The 26,618-nt window shown below is 42.0% G+C and carries 21 protein-coding genes; 13 read left to right on the top strand and 8 right to left on the bottom strand.

The genetic code is table 11. The features are described from left to right. The first annotated feature begins 120 nt into the window (after window positions 1–120). Window positions 121–1,665 carry a YifB family Mg chelatase-like AAA ATPase gene (locus tag HY960_12900; protein ID MBI5216643.1) on the top strand — a complete coding sequence of 515 codons (1,545 nt, stop codon included), beginning with the start codon at window positions 121–123 and terminating at the stop codon, window positions 1,663–1,665. A gap of 47 nt (window positions 1,666–1,712) precedes the next feature. After that, entirely contained in the window at window positions 1,713–3,812 is a 2,100-nt protein-coding gene (locus HY960_12895) for a hypothetical protein (protein ID MBI5216642.1), read from the top strand. 444 nt (window positions 3,813–4,256) lie between these two features. On the opposite strand, the gene HY960_12890 is transcribed toward HY960_12895, so the two are convergent. The 4 genes from HY960_12890 to HY960_12875 are packed head-to-tail and all read right to left on the bottom strand — an operon-like array spanning window position 4,257 to window position 7,656. Continuing rightward, entirely contained in the window at window positions 4,257–4,880 is a 624-nt protein-coding gene (locus HY960_12890; GenBank protein ID MBI5216641.1) for a rhodanese-like domain-containing protein, read from the bottom strand. 13 nt (window positions 4,881–4,893) lie between these two features. Next, on the bottom strand, window positions 4,894–5,484 hold the full coding sequence (locus tag HY960_12885) for a YeeE/YedE family protein (GenBank protein ID MBI5216640.1): 591 nt from the start codon (window positions 5,482–5,484) through the stop codon (window positions 4,894–4,896). A 4-nt stretch (window positions 5,485–5,488) separates the two neighbouring features. Continuing rightward, window positions 5,489–6,007: a YeeE/YedE family protein gene (locus HY960_12880; GenBank protein ID MBI5216639.1), complete on the bottom strand. Its 519-nt coding sequence runs from the start codon at window positions 6,005–6,007 to the stop codon at window positions 5,489–5,491. 2 nt (window positions 6,008–6,009) lie between these two features. Beyond that, a complete protein-coding gene (locus tag HY960_12875) occupies window positions 6,010–7,656 on the bottom strand; it encodes a hypothetical protein (GenBank protein MBI5216638.1) in 1,647 nt (548 codons plus the stop codon). A gap of 220 nt (window positions 7,657–7,876) precedes the next feature. On the opposite strand from HY960_12875, the gene HY960_12870 reads away from it, so the two are divergent. Next, window positions 7,877–8,920, top strand: a complete 1,044-nt coding sequence (locus tag HY960_12870) for a histidine kinase (protein MBI5216637.1) — start codon at window positions 7,877–7,879, stop codon at window positions 8,918–8,920. Further along, window positions 8,913–9,605 (top strand): response regulator, encoded by a 693-nt coding sequence (locus HY960_12865; protein MBI5216636.1) that lies wholly within the window; start codon window positions 8,913–8,915, stop codon window positions 9,603–9,605. Before HY960_12870 ends, HY960_12865 begins: the two co-directional genes overlap by 8 nt. 292 nt (window positions 9,606–9,897) lie before the next feature. Here HY960_12865 and HY960_12860 read toward each other — a convergent pair whose 3' ends face one another. Both HY960_12860 and HY960_12855 read right to left on the bottom strand, forming a co-directional pair. After that, window positions 9,898–10,500, bottom strand: coding sequence for a c-type cytochrome (locus tag HY960_12860; protein ID MBI5216635.1), 603 nt, complete (start codon window positions 10,498–10,500; stop codon window positions 9,898–9,900). Window position 10,501: 1 nt separating this feature from the next. Continuing rightward, entirely contained in the window at window positions 10,502–11,890 is a 1,389-nt protein-coding gene (locus HY960_12855; GenBank protein MBI5216634.1) for a c-type cytochrome, read from the bottom strand. Window positions 11,891–12,121: 231 nt separating this feature from the next. On the opposite strand from HY960_12855, the gene HY960_12850 reads away from it, so the two are divergent. From HY960_12850 to HY960_12810, 9 genes are all read left to right on the top strand, one after another. Beyond that, the gene (locus HY960_12850) at window positions 12,122–12,841 is read left to right on the top strand and encodes an ABC transporter ATP-binding protein (GenBank protein ID MBI5216633.1); all 720 of its coding nucleotides are present in this window, start codon (window positions 12,122–12,124) and stop codon (window positions 12,839–12,841) included. Beyond that, on the top strand, window positions 12,842–14,527 hold the full coding sequence (locus HY960_12845) for a hypothetical protein (protein MBI5216632.1): 1,686 nt from the start codon (window positions 12,842–12,844) through the stop codon (window positions 14,525–14,527). A 71-nt stretch (window positions 14,528–14,598) separates the two neighbouring features. Continuing rightward, the gene (locus tag HY960_12840; protein ID MBI5216631.1) at window positions 14,599–16,488 is read left to right on the top strand and encodes an ABC transporter substrate-binding protein; all 1,890 of its coding nucleotides are present in this window, start codon (window positions 14,599–14,601) and stop codon (window positions 16,486–16,488) included. Window positions 16,489–16,539: 51 nt separating this feature from the next. Further along, window positions 16,540–17,283, top strand: coding sequence for a DNA repair protein RadC (gene radC / locus HY960_12835; GenBank protein ID MBI5216630.1), 744 nt, complete (start codon window positions 16,540–16,542; stop codon window positions 17,281–17,283). A 174-nt stretch (window positions 17,284–17,457) separates the two neighbouring features. Beyond that, window positions 17,458–19,926 (top strand): ATP-dependent helicase HrpB, encoded by a 2,469-nt coding sequence (gene hrpB, locus HY960_12830; GenBank protein MBI5216629.1) that lies wholly within the window; start codon window positions 17,458–17,460, stop codon window positions 19,924–19,926. Window positions 19,927–20,050: 124 nt separating this feature from the next. Beyond that, entirely contained in the window at window positions 20,051–22,084 is a 2,034-nt protein-coding gene (locus HY960_12825; protein ID MBI5216628.1) for a M13 family metallopeptidase, read from the top strand. Window positions 22,085–22,609: 525 nt separating this feature from the next. Then, window positions 22,610–23,635: a hypothetical protein gene (locus HY960_12820; protein MBI5216627.1), complete on the top strand. Its 1,026-nt coding sequence runs from the start codon at window positions 22,610–22,612 to the stop codon at window positions 23,633–23,635. A gap of 29 nt (window positions 23,636–23,664) precedes the next feature. Continuing rightward, entirely contained in the window at window positions 23,665–24,060 is a 396-nt protein-coding gene (locus HY960_12815; GenBank protein ID MBI5216626.1) for a hypothetical protein, read from the top strand. Beyond that, window positions 24,057–24,398, top strand: a complete 342-nt coding sequence (locus HY960_12810; GenBank protein MBI5216625.1) for a hypothetical protein — start codon at window positions 24,057–24,059, stop codon at window positions 24,396–24,398. The genes HY960_12815 and HY960_12810 overlap by 4 nt, the downstream gene beginning before the upstream one ends. Before the next feature lie 160 nt (window positions 24,399–24,558). On the opposite strand, the gene HY960_12805 is transcribed toward HY960_12810, so the two are convergent. Together HY960_12805 and HY960_12800 are read right to left on the bottom strand one after the other, a co-directional pair. Next, window positions 24,559–25,800 carry a tetratricopeptide repeat protein gene (locus HY960_12805; protein ID MBI5216624.1) on the bottom strand — a complete coding sequence of 414 codons (1,242 nt, stop codon included), beginning with the start codon at window positions 25,798–25,800 and terminating at the stop codon, window positions 24,559–24,561. Between the two features lie 17 nt (window positions 25,801–25,817). After that, window positions 25,818–26,306 carry a hypothetical protein gene (locus HY960_12800; GenBank protein ID MBI5216623.1) on the bottom strand — a complete coding sequence of 163 codons (489 nt, stop codon included), beginning with the start codon at window positions 26,304–26,306 and terminating at the stop codon, window positions 25,818–25,820. Between the last annotated feature and the right edge of the window lie 312 nt (window positions 26,307–26,618).

Below are 26,618 nucleotides of genomic sequence, written 5' to 3'. Positions count from 1 at the left end.
ATTGTTAAATGTAAATCAATGATTCAATGTATATGTGTGAACAAAAACTAGACGAAATATTTGTATCTCACTTCCACGTTCTGTAATTTGCAGACGGACAAACAAATAAAGACGAGTTACATGTTCTCACATATTTACAGCGCCGGAACGTATGGCATCAACGCGCAAATTGTTGATGTGGAAATTCATTTGCAGAAAGGTTCGCCCTACTTCAGCATTGTTGGTTTGCCTGATAATGCTGTGAAGGAAAGTAAAGACCGCGTGTACGCGGCTATCAAAACATCGGAGATGTATTTCCCGGGTGGACATAAAATTACGGTGAATCTTGCACCTGCTGATTTAAAGAAAGAAGGTTCGGCGTACGATTTACCAATAGCGATTGGTTTGCTTGCAGCGTCCGAGTGCGTTGATTCCGATTTGCTGAAAGATTTTGTGATTCTCGGCGAACTTGCTCTTGATGGAACCTTGCGTCCGATTCACGGCACGTTGCCGATTGCTCTGGAAGTTAAAAAGCAAAAACTACGCGGCATAATTCTCCCGAAAGAAAACGCACGTGAAGCCGCGATGGTGGAAGGCATCGAAGTCTATCCGATGGAATCGCTTTCCGAAACGTACGCATTTCTCAACGGCGAATATAAACTTCTCAAACCATTTCATGTGGATTTGCGCGAAGTGTTTTCCACTCATCAAAAATACGCGGTGGATTTTTCTGATGTGAAGGGACAGGAGAATGTAAAGCGTGCGCTTGAAGTCGCCGCGGCAGGCGGTCATAACATCATCATGATTGGTCCGCCCGGCTCCGGAAAGACGATGCTTGCCAAACGACTTCCGACAATTCTTCCGCCATTGAATTTTGATGAAGCAATCGAGACAACAAAAATTCATTCCGTTGCGGGATTGTTGCCGCCCGATTCTGCCTTGGTTGCAACTCGTCCGTTCCGCTCGCCGCATCATACAATATCCGATAGCGCGCTTGTTGGCGGCGGAACGATTCCTCGCCCCGGTGAAATTTCACTCTCGCATCACGGAGTTCTATTTCTTGATGAGTTGCCGGAATTTGCTCGCAACGTGCTTGAAGTTCTCCGTCAGCCGTTGGAGGATGGACACGTGACCATCAGCCGCTCGAAAATGTCCATTGATTATCCCGCCAACTTCATGCTCATCTGTGCGATGAATCCTTGTCCCTGCGGCTACTACACAGACCCGGCGAAGGAGTGTACGTGCAACACAGGGATGATTCAGAAATACATGGCAAAAATTTCCGGTCCGCTTCTCGATAGAATTGATTTGCATATCGAAGTTCCGGCAGTGAAGTACAAAGAACTTGCAAGTAAAGAAGTAAGTGAAACTTCCGAATCAATTCGTTCACGAGTGATTCAGACGAGAGAAATTCAAACGAAACGATTTGCAGGGAGAAAAGGTTTGTATAGCAATGCCGATATGCAATCGAAAGAGATACAGGAATTTTGCAAGATAGATTCTTCGGGCGAGGAGTTGATGAAGATGGCAATCAACAAACTCGGACTTTCTGCCCGCGCGTATGACCGCATCTTGAAAGTCGCACGCACGATTGCAGACTTAGCACAATCAACTTCTATTCGTCCAGAGCATTTGAGTGAGGCTATACAGTACCGGACGCTTGATAGGAATTTGTGGCAGAATTAATTGGCTGATTTTTATAAGTAAAATAAGGAATGTGAATTTATAAGAATATGAAAGAAGTGCTTTGCGTCTTTACCTCCGATTCCATTAATTTATATTTTCAAAAATTTTCAACAGGAAGCTTAGTTTCTGCTTTGTCAGATAGGTGGGATAGTGGAATCCCAATGCATATTAGCCATGATATCACACGTCTTGCAGGATGGGGGCGACCGACAATGGTTTACTTTGAACCTGGCTTAACAAGGCTTGTAGGTTTAAATATCTTACCTGAAACAGACATTGAAATAGAAACAGTAATTACTGCTCAACGACTACATATCTCAGAACATATTAATAAAATATGCAGTCCTGATCTTGTTTATAAACTTAATGAACTGATTAAAGAGCATCTTCAGGGGAATGAGATTCCATTCGAAACTAACTGCGTTACTCTTTATCGAAAAAATCTTGCTAAGGAAGTTTTTCCGGAACTCTTCAATTTATCAGATAAAGATTCACTTATTTCAACCTCTGAATTAAAATATATGGGGCAAGGCCTCTTTGAAAAAAATGGTCTCCTTTTATTTGCGCATCCTTGGTATAGAAGATCTAATACCAGGCTGAATACTTTAAACACGGCATTTCTTGATCTTTTTTTTTCCGTTATTGATAAATATAAAAGCCATGGTTCAATAGCACTTGATTCTGATTTAGTAGGGCTATCATCAACACAACAAAAACATTTAGAGCATGAATATTGGTGGGGTCCAAAATTTTCAAATGATCTCGTGACGATTCCAATTGGAGTAACGAGACATGAAACATCTAAGTATGAACGATTATTTCATTCTATATCATCAACAGAATTCTGGTGGCAATCCAGGGATGGTCAACATATTTTGGAAATTGAAGAATTGAAGAATCGTCCGGTTTTGCAAGATGATGGTTCATCCTTTTACGGTTGTAGATATGTACATTCAATAGTTGATGAGAAAACCCGAAACATCATCCATCTTGATGGAGCCATTAGAGGGTACAATGAAGATGAAATGGTTCTAAGATTGGACAAGAAAATAAATGAAGCAGGAAAGCAAACATTATATACAAAATTGTGGCGACTGGATATACCTATAGGAATAGAAGAGTGGAAAAGGTTAATCTCCGATTATTTCCGTGATAATCATCTCATTGGAGAATACTTTGGAATTAATCCAGAGGAAAAGGATGGTCGTCCAGTAGTTTTGGAAAAGGAGGATCCCTCTGATGTCATTTTGAAGTATGTTCCGTATTCAATAAAAAAGGGAACTGGTTTTCGCGTATCTGTTAGTTTTCATTATCTAGATAATCATCCAACCGAATATTTGGAAATTGTACCCACCGATACTGTTACTGTTGACAACACAACATTAACAGTCGTTTCAACAGAGACTATTGAATTACGTAAAATTTGCGCACGTAATAATGTTCTACTACAGGTGCAGGATTCTATTAACTTTATAGCATTTGAGGATTTATATACAGATTTTCCTTTGATCAAGATTCCGTTCAATAACACAAAAAATAATTTAGACAAACTACTTAATACCTTTAGACAACTTATAAATGCATTTGTGAGCAAAAATCAAGATCGAATTGTATCGTTTGTTTTTGGTTTACCATTATCGGATAGGGAATTACGAATTGCATTTGTCGGACCTGTAGCTGATATTTTGAGTTGGCTAAACTCGCCCTTATCATTTCTCCCTTTCGATTTAGAAACATTGCAGGATTGGTCAGATAAGATGTCATATTTTCTTTCTTCTGAATTTAAAACGATTTCTGATTGCCCAAAACTAACCGATATATATCAATCATCAGGTATTTTTTTTCTAAAGAGAACTCCTCTCCCACCATCCGAATACGAAGTATTGTATTCAAAAGAAAAAAAAGGATTAGTTTACGAACTAAGGATTCATCCAACACAAGACGATCTTGGTTATGCACTTCAGGAAGAAAAATTGGCAATTTGCTCTTCTTTTTTTATTACATCTTCAGAATGTTCAATTTGCCATAGTGAATATAGAACCTGTCCATGCTCAAAATATCTTGACGGTGGAGGGCAAATAGTCAAAAAATGTGAACATGCGTTTGCGTATATTTCGGATCGTCCTGCCTTTATTCGAAAGGAATAAGTATGCAGAATTAAATTAATGTCTCGCGTTATCTCCACCCCATGCGCTTTCCACTGATTGTTTATCTTCAGGCATTGTTTCGTGTGGGATCAGGTTTTCCAACCTGACCCAGCTTGCCACGAAGAACATATATCCCTTAGGAAGAAATCAGTCGGGTCGAAAGAGCCGACTGCACGATAAATGAGCTGTAAACCGGAAAGAGAATCAGTGTCTCGCGTAATCTCCTCCCCACGCGCTTTCAACAGCATACTTATCATCAGGCATTGTTGGATGTTGCGGTACAGGAATTTCGTATCAATTATTTTAGTAGTAATGCTTCATTCAAAGTGAGTCATTCTTTCTCCATAGAAGTATAATCAAGAACGCCGAAAAAGGTTGCCTTGTTTTGAGGTGGGTAGGCAGGTTCGTTCCTCTCTTGAGTAAATCGAGCAATTCAATATAGTTTCAACATTGAAATCTTAAGTCTTCTTCCTCTTTTAATTTTTTGGGTTGAATTTTCTGGGGCGGTTTGGGTTTAGAACGAACGGGTTTCTGTTCGGGAATTATCTTCTCGGTAATGATTATCGGTTCTCCTCCAAAAAACCGGCATAACGTTTTCCGACGTTCAAATTCTGTTTTCTCTTCTTCGGTTTTTCCAGCATGTAATTTTGGATTCAAAATGGTTTCTTTCCAGCCGTTATATCCTCCCAATAGAGTATAAATGCTATCATAGTCCTTCATTTTCATTAACATCCACGCCTGAGAGGCGTGAATGCCACCTTCTGAATAAATGACCGTTAACTCATTCTTTTGCATTTCGTTATTCAAAAGTTGTTGCAGGGTCATCAATTCTGATTTGGGAATGTGTTCCTCGAAATGCGAAACAGAATCCCGGATATCAATCAAACGAATCTTCTTACCTGAAAATATTTGTTCAGCAAGTTCCAATGGAGTGATGTGGTCTTCTTCGGATTGAATAAGTAAAGCGATTTCTTCAAGGCGAGGGTCGTCTCGTTTAGGTAATCCGATGATTGCCGCAAGTAATGCCAGAGTTAATGCAACAGAGGCAAGTATTTTATTAAGAGACATAATAGACAAAATGTTATTGTTTTGAACGAAACCGCTCTTCGAGTTTTTCAGCGCCGTAAAATCCTGCAAGTGCAATTAGAACAATGAGGAGAACAACAGAGCCGTGTGAAAGATTGAAAACTTGTTGCAGTGTTAAATCTCCCATTGATGTAGAAGAATACCAGTCGCTCATAATCGGAAATAATTCTCCAAAAAGAAATATTCCTGTCATCATTCCGAAGAGATGAATCCATCCATCTATTTTTCCTGTTACTGCCGCGACGCAACACGTTCCCGGGCAATAACCTCCCATCACGAATCCAACACCGAACAGCAATCCGCCAACTAACTGCGGGACAAGATATGTCGGTAAAATATTCACCAACGATAGGTCAATGAATCCAAGCCATGAAAGCCAGAAGAGACCGAGCATAGCAGTAATGATTGCTGAGAACATTACTTTGAAAACGGTGAGATCGCGTAAGTAGAATTGCTGTGCTAATTTTATGCTGCTGCCGAATCCTGCCTGCTCGAGGAAGAATCCGAATCCGATGCCTATCACGATTGCAAGAAAAAGAGCCGAATCGTTTCCAAATAATCCGAGTTGATAGAATGGTGCATTCATATCGTTATGTCCACTGCTTTTTAAAAAAATAAGCAACCGCATATGCACTTGCAAAAACTGCCAACATAAAAACCCAACTCCCGACACTCAGCAATGCACCGCCAGTCAACGCTTGCCCGCTTGTGCAACCGCGGGCAAGTTTAGAACCAATACCAACTAACAAACCGCCGCAAAAAGCATAGAAAAATCTCGTGCTGTTTGTTGCTCGAATACCCTTATCAATAGTCCGATTCACTCTGCCCGAAAGTAGTCCGGAAATCAATCCGCCGATGAGAACTCCAACGATTTCAAAGACAAGCCAGTCATTCAGAGGATTTCCATTTGTAGTGTTGAGATATTCTTTGTAGAACGTGTTCGCACGTGCATGTTCCGGTGCAATCGTATTGACTCCGAAAGTAACGACCGAACTAAGCGCACCCGACGCTCCAAGCCCACGTCCCATAACTACAAATGCAGAAAGCAAAACAAGTCCAAGACCGATGCCGGCAAGAAATGGATTGAGGTATGGTTTTGGAGTTTGCATTTTTACATTATCAAGACTTTTATGTCAGGGAAGCCCATGAGTTTGAGAATAAAATAATTGACTGCCGCTTCACCCGGATCATCAGAGAAGCAGATAATTTCCGCGTATCGTGACACACCGGCTTTTGATAGAATATCCCAGATTTCATTCGCTTTTTTCGGGATGCCGTTATCTTTTACAAGTTCTGTATATGGGACGTGAACTACCTTGCCATCTTTAATTTTGCCGGAAATATTTTTTCCTGATGCGATAAATAATTTTGGGTATTGACCTTCTGTACTTTTTGAGTCTTTGATAATCACATCTTTTCGGAAACTGACCGGGTAAGTCGTTGGAGGAATGGATAAGAAATTGGCTCCTGTTTTCGGTCCTACCGATGTCGTATCTTTTGTAAGAGCATTGCCGGTTTCTTTTCCTTTTTCAAGCGGGTCAATAAAGATTGAAACTTTTTTCTGTCCAAGTTTTTCCAACAACACGTACGCGAGAGCAGATTCTTTCGTCAATCCGGCTCCGGAAATAATCACTGCCTCGTGAGTTGCATCTACGCCGGCTGGTCCCAGTATTTTAGAAAGTTTTTCGGGGGCGTTCATATTGTTTTTGAATTCATCTACAGGAATGTTTAGAGAAAAAGGTAAATGACCTTGATAGAATTCCTGAGCAGGTCGCACATCAACCATACTAACTTGTGAGATTCCGTACATTCTAAACATTTTTCCGCCCCAACTCTTGAGCCAGTCAATATTTCGCATGAGATGCGGAGCGTCGTACGTCCAGAGCGGCAGTTCTCTTTTGTCAGAAACCCATTCCAACTGAGAACCGGAGTGCAGTTTTACCTTGGGGTAGCCAATGATGAATTTAAGTGCGAAGTACGGACCACTTGCCGCAATTCCACCTCCGCAATGAGTGTAAAAATTTTGTTCTGGTGTTAAACCAAAATAATTTACCATCTTTATTAATTCTTCAGGAGACTTGAAAGTTTTATCCGCTTTGAAAAAGTCGGCGCTCGGCATTAGTATGGCATTGGGCACATGACCGGGTCTGTCAAAAAACTGTTGACCTCCAAAATGCCAACCTGCGTCGAGTGCATCCACTAAAACATTGTTACGAGTATCTCCCGATGCGTTCAGGAATTCAGTCAGGGTTGCTTTTATATCATCATTGATCTTGTTGATTTTGAACGTACCTTTGGTCGGCGATGGAGTCGCATCTTTCGTTACCGGTAGCCCTGCTTCTTCCCACTTGGCGAGGCCTCCATCAAGGATGAAAAGTTCGTTTACAGGGAAGCCATAATATTCGAGTGAGAAAAAAAGTCTTGTAGCCATGTACGTGCCGCCCTGATCATACATGACAATTTTCTTTTCAGGGCTTATTCCCCAAGACTGATAGCGTTTTTCTATCTCAGCGACGGGCAGTTCCTGAACACCATACGTAAAGATGTCGTAATTGATTGCACCGGGAATGTGCTTCTTCATGTAAATCTGTGCAGGTGATGCGTCGAGCAACACGATATCAGTATTTTTCAGGTTTTTCTCAAGCCAACTGACTGTGACAAGATTACCGTTGAAGCCATCTTGCGCAATCAGATTCAGCGGTAGATGCAAACAAACTACAATCACGATGAGGAGGCTATGCTTCAATATTTTCAACATGTTTAATCCTTTATTATTTGTTAATTTTGGTATATTCAAGAGTTAATTTTCTTCAAGTTGACGAATAGTGTATTTCAATTATGAAATACTCATAGTAACTATACGGTGATTTCTTTTTTTGTGATAGACGATTATAGGTTATTCGTAGACTGCGAAGGAGATTATGTAGACTGAAAAATTTAATAGAAGAGATAAACGATTCGGATTAACTCAAAACAAAATGAAAATATCAATAGACAGAAAACGATTTCAATTGTATTTGTGGCTCGGCGCCGCTTACTATTTGTTATGGTTGTTTATTGATTTATCAATCAATCCGGAAACCTTTCTGGAGAGAGCGTGGAATCATGTTTGGTTGATCAGTTATGTTATTGTTATTAATTTCATCTTTTTCGAATATTCTCTGCCTTATATCAAAGTATCATGGAAAAGAATTCTTGTAGGGTTAGTGCTTATCTGGGTTCATGTGATGTTATGTTCTTTCGGATTGTATGCATGGAGGACGCTTGGAATCGGGCTACATCTATATTTTCCATTAATAACACACGCTTCGGTGTTCAAAGGAGTGGAATATCATGTTCCATATAGCATTTTCTCCGGCTTCTTTTTTGGGATTATAAAACACATTTATGATTATCGAAAATTAAAGGAGGCAGCACAGCAACTACGAATTGAAAAGCAGGAAGCAGAATTGAACTACCTCAAGTCGCAAACGAATCCGCATTTTCTATTCAACACATTGAATAACATTTACTCATTGGCAAGAGATAAATCCGATCTGGCGCCGGAATCAATTCTCCGTCTATCGAAAATATTACGCTACATGTTATACGAAACAGGCGGAGAGTTCATCGCTATAGAACAGGAATTGAAAATTATCAGTGATTATATTTCTCTTGAAAAATTACGCTACGATGATTCCTTACATGTTAACTTCAACTACGACATTGAAGATATGAAACAAGCATTTCCACCTCTTCTGCTAATTCCATTAGTAGAAAATGCGTTCAAACATGGTGTATCTGAAACAAGAACTCGACCGTTTGTGGATATTCATCTTTCGGTGGGGCAGCGACAATTAGTATTTGTTGTGAAGAATTCTGCTGAATCACTTCCACAAGAAATTGGCGTAAAAGAAAGCATCGGCCTTTCCAATTTGAGACGCCAACTCAAATTACTCTATACCGATTACAGTCTCTCGGTTGAGCAATTCGAATTTGTTTTTACTGCCACGTTAAAAATTAATCTTGCAAGCCATGTCTAAGATAACGTGCATCATAATAGAAGATGAACCATTAGCAATCAAGGTCTTATCAGATTATATCATGGAGGTACCGTTTCTGGATTTGCAAGGAATATTTAAAGATGCAATTCTTGCAACTGAGTACTTGCAGAAAAATACTGTTGACTTAATTTTTTTAGATATTCATCTTCCTAAACTAAAAGGAATGGATTTCCTCAGAACGCTTTTACAGCCGCCCGCTGTCATCATAACAACAGCGTATCATCAGTATGCGGTAGAAGGGTTTAACTTCAATGTCATAGATTACCTCCTAAAACCGTTCGAGTTTCAAAGATTCTTAACAGCAGTAACCAAAGTTAAAGCGAAACAAGGCGGCAATCTGAAATTCAAGGAAAGCGAAGGAACGAAGGATTTTATTTTCCTCAGCGTGCAAAAAAAGAAAGTAAAAATTTTGTTTTCTGAAATCATCTACATAGAAAGCCAGAGGGAATACATCAAGGTCAAGACAACAAAGAAAGATTATATCTCAAAAATGAGTACGCACGAAATCGAATCTCTTTTACCTGTCAATCTCTTCAAGCGGATTCACCGGTCTTTTATCATTTCGTTAAGCAAGATAGAGTCATACACAGCCGATAAAGTTGAAGTTCATGGCATATCCATTCCCATAGGTAAGGGCTACAGAAAATTTATAGAACAGTTGTGACACGTCCCTAATTTGCATACTACCACCAAGTATTTGCCCTGAACACTTGAGTGAAGCAATTCAGTACCGAGCGCTTGATAGAAATTTGTGGCAGAACTTGTAGAGAAAGTTGTGCGATATGGGATATGGGATATGAGATATGGATATGTGTCTCAAATCCCATGTCTAATTTTCTTTCAATCAGTTAACGAAGAACTAAAACTGTCAACTAAACGAGTCGTAGACCGACAACTTTCAACAAAGAACTATAAACAGGAAACCGAAAACCGGAAACTGAAAACTGGAAACTGAATCAGTGCCTCGCGTAATCTCCACCCCAAGCGCTTTCAACAGCATTCTTATCATCAGGCATTGTTGAAGGTTGCGGTTCGGGAATTTCGTGTCGAACCGATTTCAAGTTTCTGAGATACACGACAACAGCATGTTGGTCTTCTACGGTTAGATTGGAGTATGCGCTCCATGGCATTGCGAGCATGATATTTCCTGTTTCATCAACTCCGCTTCGCAGAACATTTTTCACATATTCATCGGAACGGCGCGCAAGTCCGGTTTGTGAATCGGGTGTGAGATTTCGGGAGATAACCGTTCCGTATTCCTTCGCTTGAAACTTCATTCCGCCCGCGAGATATTTTTCCCATTGAGGACCCTGTTCGCCTCCGGATGTATGACAGCCGGTGCAACCAATGACGGTGACAAGATATTTTCCTCGTTCGGCAATGAGCCGAGTTGCCGGGTCAGAAATATGCGCGACTGAAGGAGCCGCATCTATTTCCTGTTGACTGAATGTTTCGGGCGGAGCCAACGTGAAGGGAGGAATCAAATAAAGAAACGCTACGAATGCAATGACAAGTAAACATCCGACGATAATACCAAACCATTTGAAAAACTTTTTCATGTTAGTTTGCCTTTCCTGATGTGTGAACAGGTTCAAACTTCAGAGCAATGTTGTTGTTGCTTGTGTTGGTTTGACTTGTTGCTTGCGCTTGTCCCGAATTTTCCGGATAAATAATTATTGGAAAATCTTCTTTCAGAATCAACATTTTAAATTTTCCCCACATGTACGAAAAAATATTTAACGGTTCCGGCTCAGGAATTTTGTTGTGTACCGGTGGAATAGTTCTCAAGTATGCGACAATCGCGTTGAGGTCATTTTTCGTTAGCATCGAGTATCCTGTCCATCCCATCGGGAAAGGCAACATTCTTCTGCCGCCCCTGACGATTCCTTTCGTTATTGCTTCCTTTATTTCTTCATCAGTCCAGTTACCAAGTCCGGTTTCTTTGTCTGAAGTCAAATTGGGAGTGTAAAAATCTCCGTACGGTCCGATTCGCCAACGAGACCCGCCCGCCATTCTGAATTGTTCCATAACAGAGCGTCCTTCGGTGAATGGTGAATGGCAATCCGCACATCCGAAAACTTCGACTAAATATTTTCCACGTTGTACCGGATTTGATTTGTTGGTTTCATCCAACTTGCTGTAATGAGTTTGTAATTCATTCTCGTTCATTTGCCACGCAGGTTTTCGTCCGAGTGAAGCAACAAAGTTTGCAAGGTTCCACAAATCCTGTTCGCTTGCGCTTTCGCTGTACGAGGGCATCGGAGTTCCATCAATTCCGGTTTTTAATCTGAGATAAATATCGGAGGCAGACGCGCCGCTTCGAAATGTCCACGGCTCAGTCAGATTTGTTGCGGCGATGATGTTTCCCCATTCATCATTGAAATCTCTCGCAATTGCATCAGTTCCATCTCCCGCAGTTCCATGACAACTTGCACACTCTAATTTTTCATACACAATTTTTCCATCAGAAATACTTTTTACTGAGGAAGGAATCGCGTTTGAGACAGATACGGGTTTGGGTTGTTCGTTTTGAAATCGTGTGGAAAATGATTGTATGTACGCAATCAGCGTCTGAAGCGAATCGCCTGTGATGAATTCTTTCCATCCAACCATCGCAGTCCCGTGTATCCCTTCGTTAATGATACGGGCAAGGTCATCGACAGTCGGGATGCTTCCCGATTCTGTTGAACGGAACTTGAATAATCCTTTGGTGAAGTCGCGTGGCTTGGGATGGAGATTAACAGCGACAATACCCTTACCATCACCGTTCGCTCCATGGCAGACAGCGCAACGCGAATCAAAAATATTTTTGCCGAGCCCGGGATTTCCGGACAGAGGTTGAGAAGGTTGTGAACCCTTGAGAGGTTTGGTGGCGAGGAGAAACACAACAACAAACCCTACAGTTATTGCAATGCAACTCATAAGCAAAGCGGGGAATGGTTTTTTCATAACAAAAGAACAATAATAAATGATGATTGATTTATGACAATATATAAGTTCATTTTTCTTTTCCAAAAAATCTCTCTATGTTTCTTTTGTGAGTAGTCGAGTCGTCAACAGTCAGTTGAAAGATTCTTGATACTTGATGCTTGATTTTACATAAGTAGTTATTTTGAATTCGAAACTTACATACTGCCGATTGTCACCGAAAACTGAAATCAGAAACAGGAAACAGAAAACTTGATACAATTACATCAATTAACAAAAACATTCGGTTCGTTCACTGCGGTGAAGAATCTTTCGCTTGAATTGAAGCAAGGAGAGTTCTTCGGCTTTCTCGGTCCGAACGGGGCGGGAAAAACGACGACGATAAAAATGATGACCGGATTGTTTGCGCCAACGTCGGGACAAATTCTTATCAATGGATTTGATATTCAGAAGAATTCGACGGAAGCAAAGTTGACAACGGGTTTCATTCCCGACCAACCGTTTTTGTATGAGAAGTTGACGGGGAAGGAGTTTCTTTTTTTCAGCGCGGGGTTGTACAAATTAAATCACGGTATGACATCACAGCGAATCGAGGAAGTGATTGATATGCTCGAACTCGGTTCGTGGATAGACAGGCGTGCAGAAGATTATTCCCAGGGAATGAGACAGCGAGTGTGCATTGCCGCGGCATTATTACATCGTCCGAAAGTAATGGTTGTAGATGAACCGATGGTCGGTCTTGACCCGCGAAGCGCGCACATTGTCAAACGAATTTTTAAGGAGCAATCTCAGCAAGGTGTAACGATTTTTATGTCAACGCACAGTTTGCCTGTTGCAGAAGAATTGTGCGACAGAATCGGAATCATCAAAGAAGGAGAATTGATTTTCAACAACACCATCGAAGCGTTGCATGAATACAAGCAACAGTTCGATGGTAAATTTGAATCGGTATTTTTGGAACTGACAAAGTAGATGAGAACAATTCTTCATATTGTTTGGTACAAAGCGCTCAGTTTTTTCAAGACGACAACGCAACTGAAAGTTGCAAGCATGGCAAAAAGCATTGCATCATTGTTCGTGTTTGGCGGATTCGCTCTCGGCGCGTACTTCTTTACATACAATACCATTCAGTACATCATGGAGGTGGCAGATTTAGGTTCGTTTCTCTTGCATCGCTTTCTTTCGATGCTGTTATATGTCTTTTTCCTTTCGATTAATATCGGCAACATCATTGTTTCGTATGCGACACTCTATCGCTCGAAGGAGACAGAGTTCTTTTTCACAAAGCCGGTTCCGCATCTTTCTCTTTTCATTATAAAATTTCTCGATAACTTTTTCTACAGTTCAACCACGCTGTTCATGATTGCTTTGGCGGTGTTGTTTGGTTATGGACAGTATTTTCAACTCCCGTGGACATTTTATGTGAACACACTCTTGTTCCTTTTTCTTCCGTTCATGTTGATTGCCGCGTCGTTAGGTGTGACTGTGTTAATGGTGTTGATGAAGATTGCCGGAAAAATCGGAACGAAAGCAACACTCATCAGTCTTGTAGTCGGATATGTCGGTGTCGTGATAGCGTATTTCAAGGTAATCAACCCGGCGAAACTTGTGAACGGAGTAATGAAACACTTCCCATACACAGACCAATATTTCGGTTATCTCGACCCTCCAGCATCAACCTTCTTACCTAATCATTGGATGACAGAAGCGTTGTATTGGAATCTGAAAGGCGATACAACAAGTGTTCTAACCAACACGGCGCTACTTATTGTTGTTTCGGTTTGTTGTGTTTCATTCATGTTCTTTATCGCGCGAAAACTTTATTATAAAAGTTGGCTTGCGTTTCTTGAATTAAAAGCGCACAGCGAAACACATGCAACAGCCAACGGCTTCTTTTCGTTTGCGAAAAAGTCGGTGTTTGAACCGCAAACTGCCGTTCTCATCAAGAAAGAATTCTGGCAGTTCTTTCGGGAGCCGAGTCAGTGGATTCACCTTGCAATCATTTTGTTGCTCATTGTTGTTTTCGTGGCAAGTATTTTTCAACTAACGCTCGGAACAAATCAACCCTATTTGCAAACGGTCTCGTATTTGGTGATGTATGTGTTCAACGCGTTTCTTGTTACTTCCGTCGCATTACGGTTTGTTTATCCGATGATGAGTACGGAGGGATTGAGTTTCTGGAAAGTGCGGAGCGCACCGATTCAACTCAGCAAGGTTTATTGGTTGAAATTTCTCCTTGCCGTTATTCCTGTGTTAATTGCCAACGAAGTTCTCATGATTGCTTCGCATCATGCAATCGCTCACCACCAAATGATTGTGCTGATGGGATTATTGACATCAGTGTTTGTTGCTCTCTCCATCATCAGTTTGAATCTCGGCACGGGAACATTCTTTGCTGATTACCGCGAAACAAATCCAATAAAAATTTCTTCTTCACAAGGCGCGACGCTGACCTTCCTAATGAGCATCGCCTATCTTGTCTTTCTGATTGCGATGTTGTTCTTCCCGTTGTTTGGATATTTCCAGATGTCATACAAGCATATTCCATATTCAAGCGCGATGTTTTTTGTCAGCATCGGAGTGTTCCTGCTCGGTTCTGCAATATTGATGGTTGTGTCGCACTCAGTAGGATTGAAGGCAATCAAACGGGATTTTTAAGGTTTGAAGTTCAGCGAACCTTTTTGTATGTTCTCGGCATGAGTTTTCGAGTGAGACTTTTCTACAAAACATTGAAACACACCTTCTACTTTTTTATTTCCGTTGTTTGCATCTCGTTCGGAGTTGCACAGGAAAATTACCGATACAACGAAGAAGCAGAGCAACTCTTCCAAGAGGGAATTGTTTTTTATGATTCCATCGCTTACGAAAATGCGGCGGATGCATTTGAGCAAGCGCTGAACATTAACCCCGTTCATCAACGTACGACTGCCTGTTATATGATGGCGGCAAAATCGTGGATGCAATTGCATGAACATGCACAAGCAATGTTTCTGATGAATAATCTTCTCAAACGGTTTCCTGAAACAGAGTATGCACGCGAGGCGCATTTCACACTCGGCTCGGCATATTATTATTTGAATCTGAATAAAAACAGCGCGAGGGAATTCTCACTTGCACTTGATTCAATCAATGAAGACGGAAGAACGAAGCGGGCGTTGGAGATTCTTGATTCACTTGCCCGATTTGTTCTCCCGCTTTCCGAAGTTCAGGAATTACGAGACGAAATTTCAAATTCACTCGTACAATCTCTGTTTTCAAAAATACTGGAAGAGAGAACGATTGTTCTTCAGAAAGAGGATGAGGCGAAGGAATCGAATAAAAAGCAATTGAAGAACAAGGTCATCAATATCGGTGTGTTACTACCGCTGATGGAAAATGTTGCTTCCAGTCCTGCCAAGAAAGCGTCGGAAGAAGTGTTGGATGGAATCAGAATAGCGCAGGAAGAATTCGAGCAGGCGAACGACAATGTCAGCATCGTGCTTGATGTGAGAGACTCAGAGCGTGATTCGAACATTGCAAAAAAGCAGATGAGAGAACTTTCAAACAACGATGATAATTCTGTCATCATCGGAGAATTGTTCAGCAATATCACGCAATCGTGTGTGCCGATTGCAGAGGATGAAGAGATTCCGCTCATTACTCCTACGGCAAACATGAACGGACTTGCGGGAATGGGAAAGTACATCGTTCAGGCGAACGCTGATATTTCGATGCACGGAAAAGCATTAGCACAATATGCTGTCAATCATCTCGGCATGACAACGCTTGCCATTCTTTCACCGAACAATCCGAATAGTAAAATCATAACAAAAGAATTTATTGATGAAGCAACGCGACTCGGGGCTAAGATACTCGCATCGGAGGAATATGAAAAGAGTTCGAATGATTTGAGCAAGCAATTCATTGCACTGAGGAAAGCGACTGCGAATTCCGAACCTCTTGTTTCATTCGACATGCGAGTCAACAAAGCATTCAGAAAGAAAATTCTTCAAGCCGGTGCAAATGCAGAACTTGTTGATTCATTAATTGAGACAAAAGGAAAAATTCCTGTCAGTCGATTATTCGGAGCGAATGGGTTACGGAAGGCGGAATCATTAAAGATGAAAATCATCAATCCGAAATCACACGCATCGAATGTTGAAGTTCCGGTGTATGCAATTCAAGGAGTGTTTGTGCCTGTTGCATATCCTGAAGATATCGGAGTGATTGCATCACAGATGACGTATTACAATATCAAAGCGCAATTGCTCGGAAGTGCAGAGTGGTACGATGAAGCAATTCTCGAAAATCAACGGCGGTATTTGAATGGCGTGATTTTCTGCTCTGATTATTTTATTGATGACAGTGACGATGCGACAATTTCATTTCAGAATAAACTCAAGCGACGCCCAACAAAATACTCGTTGTTCGGTTACGATGTAATGAACATGCTGACTTCATGCTTTGAAAGCGGAGCGGTGAAACGGGATGAGATTCGTGAATGTCTCGAAAATATGCAGCACTTCGAAGGATTACATTCGATGATATCGTTGAAGCCAAATCGTGTCAACCGGGTGATGCAGATTTTGCAATTCAAAGACGGAGAAGTGAAAAGATTGAGGGAGATATTCGTTGATTGATTTTTCAGTATTGAATATCGAATTTTGAATATTGAAAGAAGAAGTTTATTTATGAGTAAACCGGTTGGGGAAATGAAATCAAATCAAACTTCAGAACCACAGGTTAAGTATTCACGCATCCTCGATTGGCCCGAAGATGACCGACCGAGAGAGAAATTACTCAATCACGGGGCAGATACGTTGTCAGATGCGGAATTGCTTGCCATTCTCATCAGAACAGGGACGAAAAATGCAACGGCGGTTGACATCGGGAAGCAGTTGATGAACAAATACAAATCGTTGCATGACATTTCACACCGCACTGTTCAAGAATTGATTGATGAAAAAATCCCCGGTTTGAAAAAGGCAAAACTTATCACACTGATTGCTGCATTCACGATTGGAAAACGAATAGCGAACGATATAAAAAACAAGAAGAAGATTCAGGTTCATTCTCCGGAAGTCATTGCCGATATGTTTATGAGTAAAATGCAAAACCTGAAACAAGAAGAGTTTTTTATTGTTATGTTAGATAGCGCAAACCATTTCATTCGCGAACAAAAGATTACAAGCGGTACGCTCAATTCTTCTCTTGCACATCCGCGAGAAGTGTTTCGTCCTGCAATCGCAGAACCGGCGGCGAGCATCATTCTCCTTCACAATCATCCGAGTGGAAATCCTGAACCAAGTTCGGAAGACATGCAAATCACGAAGCAACTTGTCGAAGCGGGAAAAATCATTGGTATTCCTGTTCACGACCATATCATCATCGCGGGACATACATTTACTTCGTTCGCAGAGCGTGGCCTTATCTGACGTTACTTGTTATCAGTTAATTGTTAATCGGTTTAGTCAATTGTCATTCGTCATTAGTCATTTGTATTTTTTGTGTATGAGCATAATTTTTTTCTTTATGAAACAGGAAATCTGTAACCTATAACCGCTACCAACCACTCACTCCTCACCAATCACAACTCACCATTAACCAACTTGCTTCCAATAGAAAACATTCTCCCCGAACTCCGTTCGACTTTGCAAACGACTACCAACGTTGTTCTTTCCGCCGAGCCGGGCGCGGGGAAGACAACGAGGGTTCCGATTGCGTTGATGAATGAATCGTGGTTGAGCGGGAAGAAGATTATTATGCTGGAGCCGAGACGATTGGCGGCGCAACGGGCGGCGTCATACATGGCTCAGCAAATACATGAGAACGTGGGAGCGACAATTGGATACAGAATTCGAGGAGACGCGAAAGTTGGAGCGAAGACGAGAATCGAAGTGGTGACGGAAGGAATTTTGACTCGTATGATTCAGAGCGAGCCGGATTTATCCGATGTCGGTTTGCTCATCTTCGATGAATTTCATGAGAGAAGTATCCACGCTGACCTTGGACTTGCACTTGCATTGGATGTTCAGGAACAGTTGAGGGATGATTTGAGAATTCTTGTCATGTCAGCAACGCTTGATGGGATTTCAATTTCTTCATTGCTTGGGAATGCGCCGGTTCTTCAAAGCGCAGGGAGAACATTTCCGATTACGACACATTACTTGAAACGAGTTCATGATGGAGCGATTGAGCCGCTCATTGTTTCAGCAATTCATCAAACAATAAAGGAAGATGAAGGAGATGTGCTGGTGTTTCTTCCGGGGCAGAGGGAGATTCGGCGAGTTGAATCGTTATTGCTTGATAAGGAATTGCCAGAAGAAATTATCATTCACACATTGTTTGGTGAGGCATCGCCAAAGCAACAACAAACCGCGCTTGCAACAGCGCCTAACGGGAAAAGGAAAATCATTCTCTCAACAAGTATTGCCGAAACAAGTTTGACGATTGATGGAGTTCAAGTTGTGATTGATTCGGGACTTGCGCGTGTACCGCGATTTGATTCGAAGCGGGGAATGTCGGGACTTGTGACAACGCAAGTTTCTCAGGCGAACGCGGAACAACGACGAGGAAGAGCGGGAAGACAAGCGCCCGGAGTCTGTTATCGTTTGTGGACAGAACAACAACAAACGGAATTGCCAAAGTTTCTTTCTCCGGAAATTCTTGTAAGTGATTTAGCGCCGTTCGCTCTTGAACTTGCACGATGGGGAGATGCCGAGGCAAAGCGACTTCGCTTCCTCGATGCGCCGTCGGAAAAACATCTGACACAAGCGCGAACCTTGTTAACGCAACTCGGCGCGTTTGATGCAAAAGGAAAATTGACGCCACATGGCAAAGCAATGGCTGAACTTCCCGTGCATCCGCGGCTTGCGCACATGTTGTTGAAAGGGAAGGAATTGCATTTTGGAAGTATGGCGTGCGATGTGGCGGCGTTGTTGGAGGAGCGAGACATTCTCCGTGGCGAGAACGATTCGGATATTGACCTTGCTTCGCGATGGCATGTGTTGGAAACAGGAAAAGGGGCGAGTCGGTTTGCTTTGGAACGAGCACAGGAACAATCTGTACGACTTCGTCACCTTCTAAATGTCAGACATGGAAAGAGTGATGAAAAAGAATTGGGTTTGTTGCTTGCTCTCGCTTATCCTGAACGAGTTGCACGGCGACGAGATTCGGGCGAAGGACGGTATCAAATGGTTTCAGGTACGGGCGCACTCTTGCCAAAGAAGAGTATGCTTTCGCGGGAGGAGTTTCTTGCTATTGGGGAAGTGGACGGCATAGGGAGTGAAGTGAAAATATTTCTTGCCGCTCCGTTGTCTGAGAAACAAATCCGTCTTGCATTCGATGAACAACTTACCGAAGCGGAAGAAGTCCATTGGGATGAACGTGAAGAATCGGTAGTAGCAAGAAAGATTACTCGTCTCGGTGCGTTGGAACTATCGGTGGTTCCGTTATCAACTTCTTCTGAGAAAACAACGAATGCGATGCTCGATGGAATTCGATTGCTTGGGCTTGATGCGTTACCGTGGACGAAGGATGCAAATTCAATCCGAACGCGAAATGAGTGGCTGCGTATTCATAATCTTACAAAATCATCATTGCCGAATGTAAGTAATGAATATCTCCTTGAAACATTGGGGGATTGGCTTGCACCGTATCTCTCAGGAATTACGCGGCGTGTGCACTTGCAGAAACTTGATATGAGTATGATTGTTCGTGCAATGTTTTCGTTTGAACAACTTCGGGAAGTTGAACGACTTGCGCCAACGCATCTCACCGTTCCGACCGGTTCACATATCCCGATAGATTATTCAGGCGAGCAACCAGTCCTTGCCGTTCGACTTCAGGAAATGTTTGGTGAGACAGAAACGCCAACAGTTGCAAACGGAAAAGTGAAAGTCCTGTTGCATCTTCTTTCTCCGGCGCATCGTCCGCTTGCGATTACACAGGACTTGCCGAGTTTCTGGAAGAACGCGTATCCAGATGTTCGGAAAGATATGCGTGGAAGGTATCCGAAACATTATTGGCCCGAAAATCCGAAAGAAGCAGAGCCGACGAGACGGACGAAGAGACGTTAGCGTAAGCGGTGTTGACTACGAAACAAGCTCGCGTTGATTCCGTAAGCGAAGAAAAATTCTTAGGTTCTCTGGGAGATTTTTCTTAATTTCACCGCCGTTTCATTACTTATTAACAAAGGTCAGTATGGTTTTTAACACATTTCATTTTCCAAAGGTTATTTTATTTTTCACTGCGCTGAGTTTTCTGGTATCTGTTTCGTTTGCACAGAAACCGATTGATACTCAAAATTTCGATATATCTGTTAAGCCAACAGACGATTTCTTTCTTTATGTGAACGGTACGTGGATGAAGAACAATCCGATACCACCCGACCAGAGTCGGTGGGGAAGTTTCAGTGAAGTGCAGGAACGGAATTTCAAAATCCTCCATGAAATATTAGACGAAGCCGCGGCAAACACCGGAGCGAAAAAGGGAAGTATCGTTCAGAAGGTCGGCGATTTTTATTTCAGCGGGATGGATACGTTGAGTATTCAAAAGCAAGGGGCATTTCCGTTGGCTGATGAGTTCAACCGAATTGCAAAAATAAAAAACTCAAGAGAGTTAATTGATTTGATTGCATATTTTCACACAGCATCAGCCGGAGTTCCTTTTGCATTTTACGCGATGCAGGATATGAAGAACAGTACAGCGATTATTGCAAACCTGTTTCAGAGCGGACTTGGATTACCGGACAGAGATTATTATTTGAAGGATGATGATAAGTCGAAAGAGTTACGCTCAAAGTATTTAGCGCATGTTGCGAAGATGTTCCAATTACTTGGCGACAATGCATCTACCGCTGAATCAAACGCGAAGATTGTGATGGATATGGAAACACGCCTCGCAAAAGCATCTCTGACAAGAGTTGAGTTGCGTGACCCGGAAAACAGTTACCACAGAATGACGTTAGATGAGATGAGTGAATTGACACCCATGTTCCCATGGCAACAATATTTCAGAGGCATTGGCTTACCAAATCCCGGCGATGTGAATGTCGGTCAGCCGGAATTCATTAAAGAAGTTGCAAACATGGTTATGGATGTGACGTTAGAGAGTTGGAAAACATATCTGCGTTGGCATCTTATCAATGCAACAGCAGATTATTTGAGTTCAGAATTTGTGAATGAACATTTCGATTTCTTTGGTCGTGCAATGACGGGGCAGAAAGAAATGAAAGTGCGATGGAAACGCGTTCTTCAAACCATTGACGGAAATATCGGAGAGGCGCTCGGACAACTGTATGTCGAAAAAGCATTCGGCGCGCAGGCGAAGAAGCGGGCGTTGGAAATGGTGAAAGATATTCAGGATGCATTTCGCGAGAAGGTGAAGAATCTAGATTGGATGAGTGACTTAACGAAGAAGGAAGCGCTGAGAAAATTAGATGCGTTTACTGTGAAAATTGGGTATCCCGATAAATGGCGTGATTATTCTTCACTTGATATTACACGAGGCGCGTACGTTATTAATGTTCTTCGTGCTTCTCAGTTTGAGTTCAAACGCAATCTGAGTCAGATTGGAAAACCGGTGGATAGAACCGAATGGGGAATGTCGCCGCCGACGGTGAACGCGTATTACAATCCGAGCATGAACGAGATTGTTTTTCCTGCCGGAATATTACAGCCGCCCTTTTTTGATGCGAATGCAGATGACGCTGTGAACTATGGCGGAATCGGCGCTGTCATTGGACATGAAATCACACACGGATTTGATGACCAAGGAAGAAAGTTCAATGCCGACGGAAACATGATTGACTGGTGGACGGACGGTGATAGTAAATTGTATGAAACAAAGGCGGCAGTCGTTGAACAACAATTCAACAATTACGTTGCGCTCGATACTCAACATGTGAACGGCGCATTAACGTTGGGAGAAAATATTGCCGACCTCGGCGGACTTTCCATCGCGTACGATGCGTTGCAACGTTCTTTCCGGAAGAACGGACGACCGGCAGATATTGATGGCTTTACTGCCGAACAACGATTCTTTATTTCGTTCGGTCAGATTTGGAGACAGAACATTCGTGATGAAGCGTTACGGCTTCGTTTGAACACCGACCCCCATTCTCCCGGTCGGTTCCGTTGCATCGGTCCGGTTTCAAACATGGAAGAATGGATGAAAGCATTCGATGCGAAAGAAGGGGACCCAATGGTGAGAAGAGAGAAGGCGAAAATCTGGTGAGAGAGATTTGAGAACGCACAAAGTGATTTTCAATCTACTAAGGGGCTGTCTCATAAGGCACAAATGATGGTAGGACAGACATTCTTGTCTGTCGAAAACTTGTCATATTCACAAACGTGACAGGCAGGAATGCCTGTTCTACCAACTTTTGAGACAGCCCCTTTTTTATTCTTCCATGAAAAATTTGTTCAGATTCTGTTTGATTATTCAGAAAAATGACCTATCTTCTGGCGAATTTATTTGGGGCAAATACTATACTCTACCATCTTGAGTAGCTCATGTTCTTTTTTAGTGTGTGAAGTATTCACGACTGTAAGTTCCTCTACGGATTTTACTAATGAGCGTTTTGCCGAACACCGAAAATTGTCTTTGCGAGGAGCGAAGCGACGAAGCAATCCCGCATTCCACTCTACTTTCAATAGTGAGATTGCTTCGCTGCGCTCGCAATGACCATTCGGCAACACGCTCCTAATGTATTGAATGTTTGTAGTTACAAGAATATCCAACAACGGGCATGAGAGTTATATGAAAAATAGTATTCAACATTTATTTCTACTCGGATTCCTTTTCTGTTTCTGTAGTATTTCACTGGGTCAGGAAAAGATTGAGACATATCATCTTAAAGATGGAACAACACTGCGTGGTAAGGTTATCAGTCAGAACGATACAACGGTTGTTGTTGCTACGGAGTACGGTGAAATGACGATTCGAAAATCGGAAATCCAAACAAGAGAGTTTGGCGCTACTACTGAAACACCCGTTACGAATCGCGAACGTCAGATGATTCAGTTGGTTGATGGTAGTATCATCAAGGGAATAATCATTATGGAGACAAGCGATTCCCTGACCATTCAAACCTACGATGAGAGACGTATCATCCCGAAAACGCGAGTTCAAAAAATCACCAACTATATACCTTCAGTCAGAGAACAAAGCGGTGAGTATGTTGAACCTACGTATGCACTCGTAGAAGATTCCTATACCCGTTGGACAATTTTTGTTGGAATGAGTTTCCCCACATCAGATTTTGGTTCTACCGATATTCATAATTCAGAAGCCGGATTAGCGAAGCAAGGATTTTCTGTGGGATTCTTTTATCACAATGTTCCGAATGAAGGAATAGAATTAACACTGAAAGAATACCTCAGTTATAATACAGTTGATGAAGCAAGTTATTCACGTGGTCTTCCTTCGGGCGTGAGTGTGGATGCAGGACCATGGTTTACATGGTGGACGATGGGTGGGTTCGGAGCGAATATCAGAATTCAAGAAGATAAGAGAATTAATTTCGGAGGATTATTAGGTGTTTTGCTTGGTGTCAGTCCGGAAATATCTGCAACGGACGGATATAATTCCGTAAAACTATCCAGCGCGGCGGGCGCTGATTTTGCATACGGAGGATATTTCGGTTTCAGCATCAATCGTTTTGTTCTCGAAGGAATATATTCTGCAAGTGAACCCGAATATGAAACAGATGTTTCCGGGGCAAAATTTAAGTTAAAACAAAAGACCACCTTGATTCAACTTACGGTGGGAGTTATAGTCAATTAATATGTTACATAAACAATAAGGAAAACATGATGAAGTACTCACCTATTCTTATCTGCAGTGTTTTTGTCTTGCTTATCGGATGTACACATTTTCAGGAAACGCTGACAAATACCGAGCAAGTGTACCCAGTAACAAACAAAGATGCAATCGAAATATTTTTAACTATAGAAAGTCCAACCCGTGCGTTTACAGAAGTTGGCTTTGTCACAGTTGAACATCAGGAAAATGTTCAAGCGGCAGTGACGTTTCTCAAAGAGAAAGCGGCGAAGCAAGGAGCGGATGCAATCATCAATTTTGAAGTTCATGTTTATCGCCGGCTTGCCGCGCTGATTTTATTCATCCCGATTTATGAAAATACCTATATTGCTTCCGGCGTTGCGGTAAAATATTCTCTGAACACTTCAAGCATAGGAAAAACGTTATGAAAAAAATATTGCTGGCTATTACGACGCTGAGTTTGCTGATTTCCTTTACCGGGTGTGGTCCGGGATACGGTACGTATCTTAAATCTGTTCAGGCATATCAACCTACCAATGCGAAGGATGTTCGTGTGTATGCAGTCTCCCAACCGGAAGGTGAGTATATAGTCATTGGTTACATTTCTGTGTATGATGCTCAGGCGCAGGATAAAGGAAACACACTCCGCGATCTATTGAAAGAACGTGCCGCTCAACTTGGAGCGAATGCAATAATTTCATTCAAATTAGTTTTGGAGCCACAAGCAGGCGGCGGCGCAGAAGGAATTGCGATTCGGTTTAAGTAACTGATGTTTCGCCTCGGTTTGATAAGCCGAATATACTGAATGGTTAAGAGGGTGTCCGAAAAGTCAGATTGGCATGTAGGTGCAGACTATACGTCCGCGTTCTTAGTTTGGAAACGCAACCATAAAGGTTGCGTCTACGACTTTTGGACATCCTCTTTGACTAATACAAATCTTCTTCTTTTCCCCCGCGTTTCAAATACTCTTCCAGATATATCGCCGCTTGTTCTTCATCTTGTAAACGGAGATATATCCGTGCAAGATTTGAGTAAGCGAGAAGTAAATCAGGATTTGAGGCGATTGCTTGTTTAAACAATTCAATCGCAGTTGTATAGTCGCCGTTCCGCCGATAGATAAGGGCTAAATTATGCAATGCACGGTCAAACCTCGGATTTGCATTGAGCGCCATCTTGTATGCTGTTTCTGCCAATCCGAATTCATCGAGCGATGAGTACGCAATACCTAAGACATAGAAGGATTTATCATCATCTTTCTTCAATGTAACAGCCCGTTGCAAATAAGGGAGAGCTTCCTGAAATTTACTCATCCTGCAATACAACTCTCCTATTTTAGACAGGAGTGGTTGAATATAATGTTCATCGGTCTGTTGTGAAAGTGCGTCGAGCAAATAAACAAGAGCTGTCTCATCATGTTCTTCCATGTAAAAGGTGAAGCCGATATCTTCCTTCGTGTATGCCTGAAATTGAGGGTCATCGGAAAACTTTTCTAATGCTTTGAAATAATACTCCCGTGCTTTCGCGTACTCTTTCAATTCAGTATAATACTCACCGATGTGGCGGAGAATAACTCCTTGTTCCCCTTCATCCTCTTCGAGCGAAAGTTGTATGAGGCAGTACGTTATTGCTTCGCGAAAATTCTTCATTGCGGCGAGTGTTATCGCGAGGAATGCCGCACTCTCCGATTCTCCCGGTGCAAGTTCGAATGCTCGTGTATGATACTTCAAAGCAAGGTCGTATTGTTTCTGACTCCAGTACAAATATCCAAGTTGCCTGTTCGCATTTGCATCCGTTGGATTCTCTTTTACTTTTTCAACAAAGCGAGGAATGTCTTTTGAATGCCAATTCGATTTCTTCTCTTCACAACGCCTGATACATTCGTCAATAGTAGGATATTCAGGAGTACGTTTCTTGATGTATTCGTAATGAGTGAGCGCGCCGTCTTCCCAATTCCGTAGTTCTTCCATCTGCGCCAATGCGAAGCGCGCATCGTTGTGAAACGGATTGCACTTGATTGCTTTCTCGTAGCAATTTCTTTTTTCATCGAACATTTTCTGTTCGGCAAAGGAATACGACTCTACTTGATACGTATTCCCGAGAAGATACCACAAATCGGCATCCTTCGGATTCTTTTCGAGTTGTTCTTTGATGAGTTCTTGTTCGTCCATGGTTGTTTACATTGATGTCAACGACTTTCCGTGCTGAGATATATTCTGTAATATCTCCCTTTATTATCTTTCCCAACTCCGTCACCTGATTCAAGGTTATGCGCGATGTTGTAAAAAATAATTTCTATGACTGTTCCGTCATCCCCGACGATAATACCTGTTCCAACAGGTCGTGCACGATACTCTTTTGAGAAGCCATACAAGTCAGCAAAATTCTTGCTTGTCGAATCGTTCAACATGCTTGTTGTCCCTTTCGAATATGATTCGTGACCGGGATAAGTTATTCCCCTATCGTACAGAACATACTCACCTCTGAACTGGCTCCCCTCCGTGTTTGATGATGAAATCGTTCCGTGTTCACGATTGGTTGCATGAAATATCACTTCGAGAGTGTTTCCACTTTCGAGGTCATACAACCGTAAAGGTTGAACAATATGTGGAAATGTGCAACCTCCCAGAGTAAAAGCTACCCATATGAAAATTGTTATGATTGATATTTGATTCATAGAAACTATCTTTCAGTTATTGAGTTCCCCTTCCTACGGTCTTAGTAGGAACAGTTGTACATTTCACTCTACGGAGTGGATGCAGAGTGCAGTAGCAATTATAACGTTGGAAAATAAACAAAATCTAACAGAAGACACAAAGTAAATTATTCTAAAAACTATTGTTAAATAATTCCGTAGGTCACGAACCATTTCGTGACCTAAAGAAAACTTGAGAAAATCAGGTCTGAAGTTCCCAAGAACAGGCGTGAAGTAGGGAAGATTAGGTCTGAAGTTCCCAAGAACAGGCGTGAAGTAGGGAAGATTAGGTCT

The organism is Ignavibacteriota bacterium (assembly GCA_016212665.1).
Taxonomy (GTDB): Bacteria; Bacteroidota; Ignavibacteria; order UBA10030; family SZUA-254; genus FW602-bin19.
This window is presented reverse-complemented; position numbering and strand designations above follow the sequence as displayed.

Excerpts from the sequence above, each read along its gene's own strand:
- HY960_12875 (MBI5216638.1), bottom strand. The coding sequence starts at position 7,656 with ATGTTGAAAATATTGAAGCATAGCCTCCTCATCGTGATTGTAGTTTGT.
- HY960_12865 (MBI5216636.1), top strand. The coding sequence starts at position 8,913 with ATGTCTAAGATAACGTGCATCATAATAGAAGATGAACCATTAGCAATC.
- HY960_12900 (MBI5216643.1), top strand. The coding sequence starts at position 121 with ATGTTCTCACATATTTACAGCGCCGGAACGTATGGCATCAACGCGCAA.
- HY960_12870 (MBI5216637.1), top strand. The coding sequence starts at position 7,877 with ATGAAAATATCAATAGACAGAAAACGATTTCAATTGTATTTGTGGCTC.
- HY960_12815 (MBI5216626.1), top strand. The coding sequence starts at position 23,665 with ATGAAGTACTCACCTATTCTTATCTGCAGTGTTTTTGTCTTGCTTATC.
- HY960_12860 (MBI5216635.1), bottom strand. The coding sequence starts at position 10,500 with ATGAAAAAGTTTTTCAAATGGTTTGGTATTATCGTCGGATGTTTACTT.
- HY960_12855 (MBI5216634.1), bottom strand. The coding sequence starts at position 11,890 with ATGAAAAAACCATTCCCCGCTTTGCTTATGAGTTGCATTGCAATAACT.
- HY960_12820 (MBI5216627.1), top strand. The coding sequence starts at position 22,610 with ATGAAAAATAGTATTCAACATTTATTTCTACTCGGATTCCTTTTCTGT.
- HY960_12800 (MBI5216623.1), bottom strand. The coding sequence starts at position 26,306 with ATGAATCAAATATCAATCATAACAATTTTCATATGGGTAGCTTTTACT.
- HY960_12810 (MBI5216625.1), top strand. The coding sequence starts at position 24,057 with ATGAAAAAAATATTGCTGGCTATTACGACGCTGAGTTTGCTGATTTCC.
- radC (MBI5216630.1), top strand. The coding sequence starts at position 16,540 with ATGAGTAAACCGGTTGGGGAAATGAAATCAAATCAAACTTCAGAACCA.
- HY960_12895 (MBI5216642.1), top strand. The coding sequence starts at position 1,713 with ATGAAAGAAGTGCTTTGCGTCTTTACCTCCGATTCCATTAATTTATAT.
- HY960_12880 (MBI5216639.1), bottom strand. The coding sequence starts at position 6,007 with ATGCAAACTCCAAAACCATACCTCAATCCATTTCTTGCCGGCATCGGT.
- HY960_12825 (MBI5216628.1), top strand. The coding sequence starts at position 20,051 with ATGGTTTTTAACACATTTCATTTTCCAAAGGTTATTTTATTTTTCACT.
- HY960_12885 (MBI5216640.1), bottom strand. The coding sequence starts at position 5,484 with ATGAATGCACCATTCTATCAACTCGGATTATTTGGAAACGATTCGGCT.
- HY960_12890 (MBI5216641.1), bottom strand. The coding sequence starts at position 4,880 with ATGTCTCTTAATAAAATACTTGCCTCTGTTGCATTAACTCTGGCATTA.
- HY960_12845 (MBI5216632.1), top strand. The coding sequence starts at position 12,842 with ATGAGAACAATTCTTCATATTGTTTGGTACAAAGCGCTCAGTTTTTTC.
- HY960_12805 (MBI5216624.1), bottom strand. The coding sequence starts at position 25,800 with ATGGACGAACAAGAACTCATCAAAGAACAACTCGAAAAGAATCCGAAG.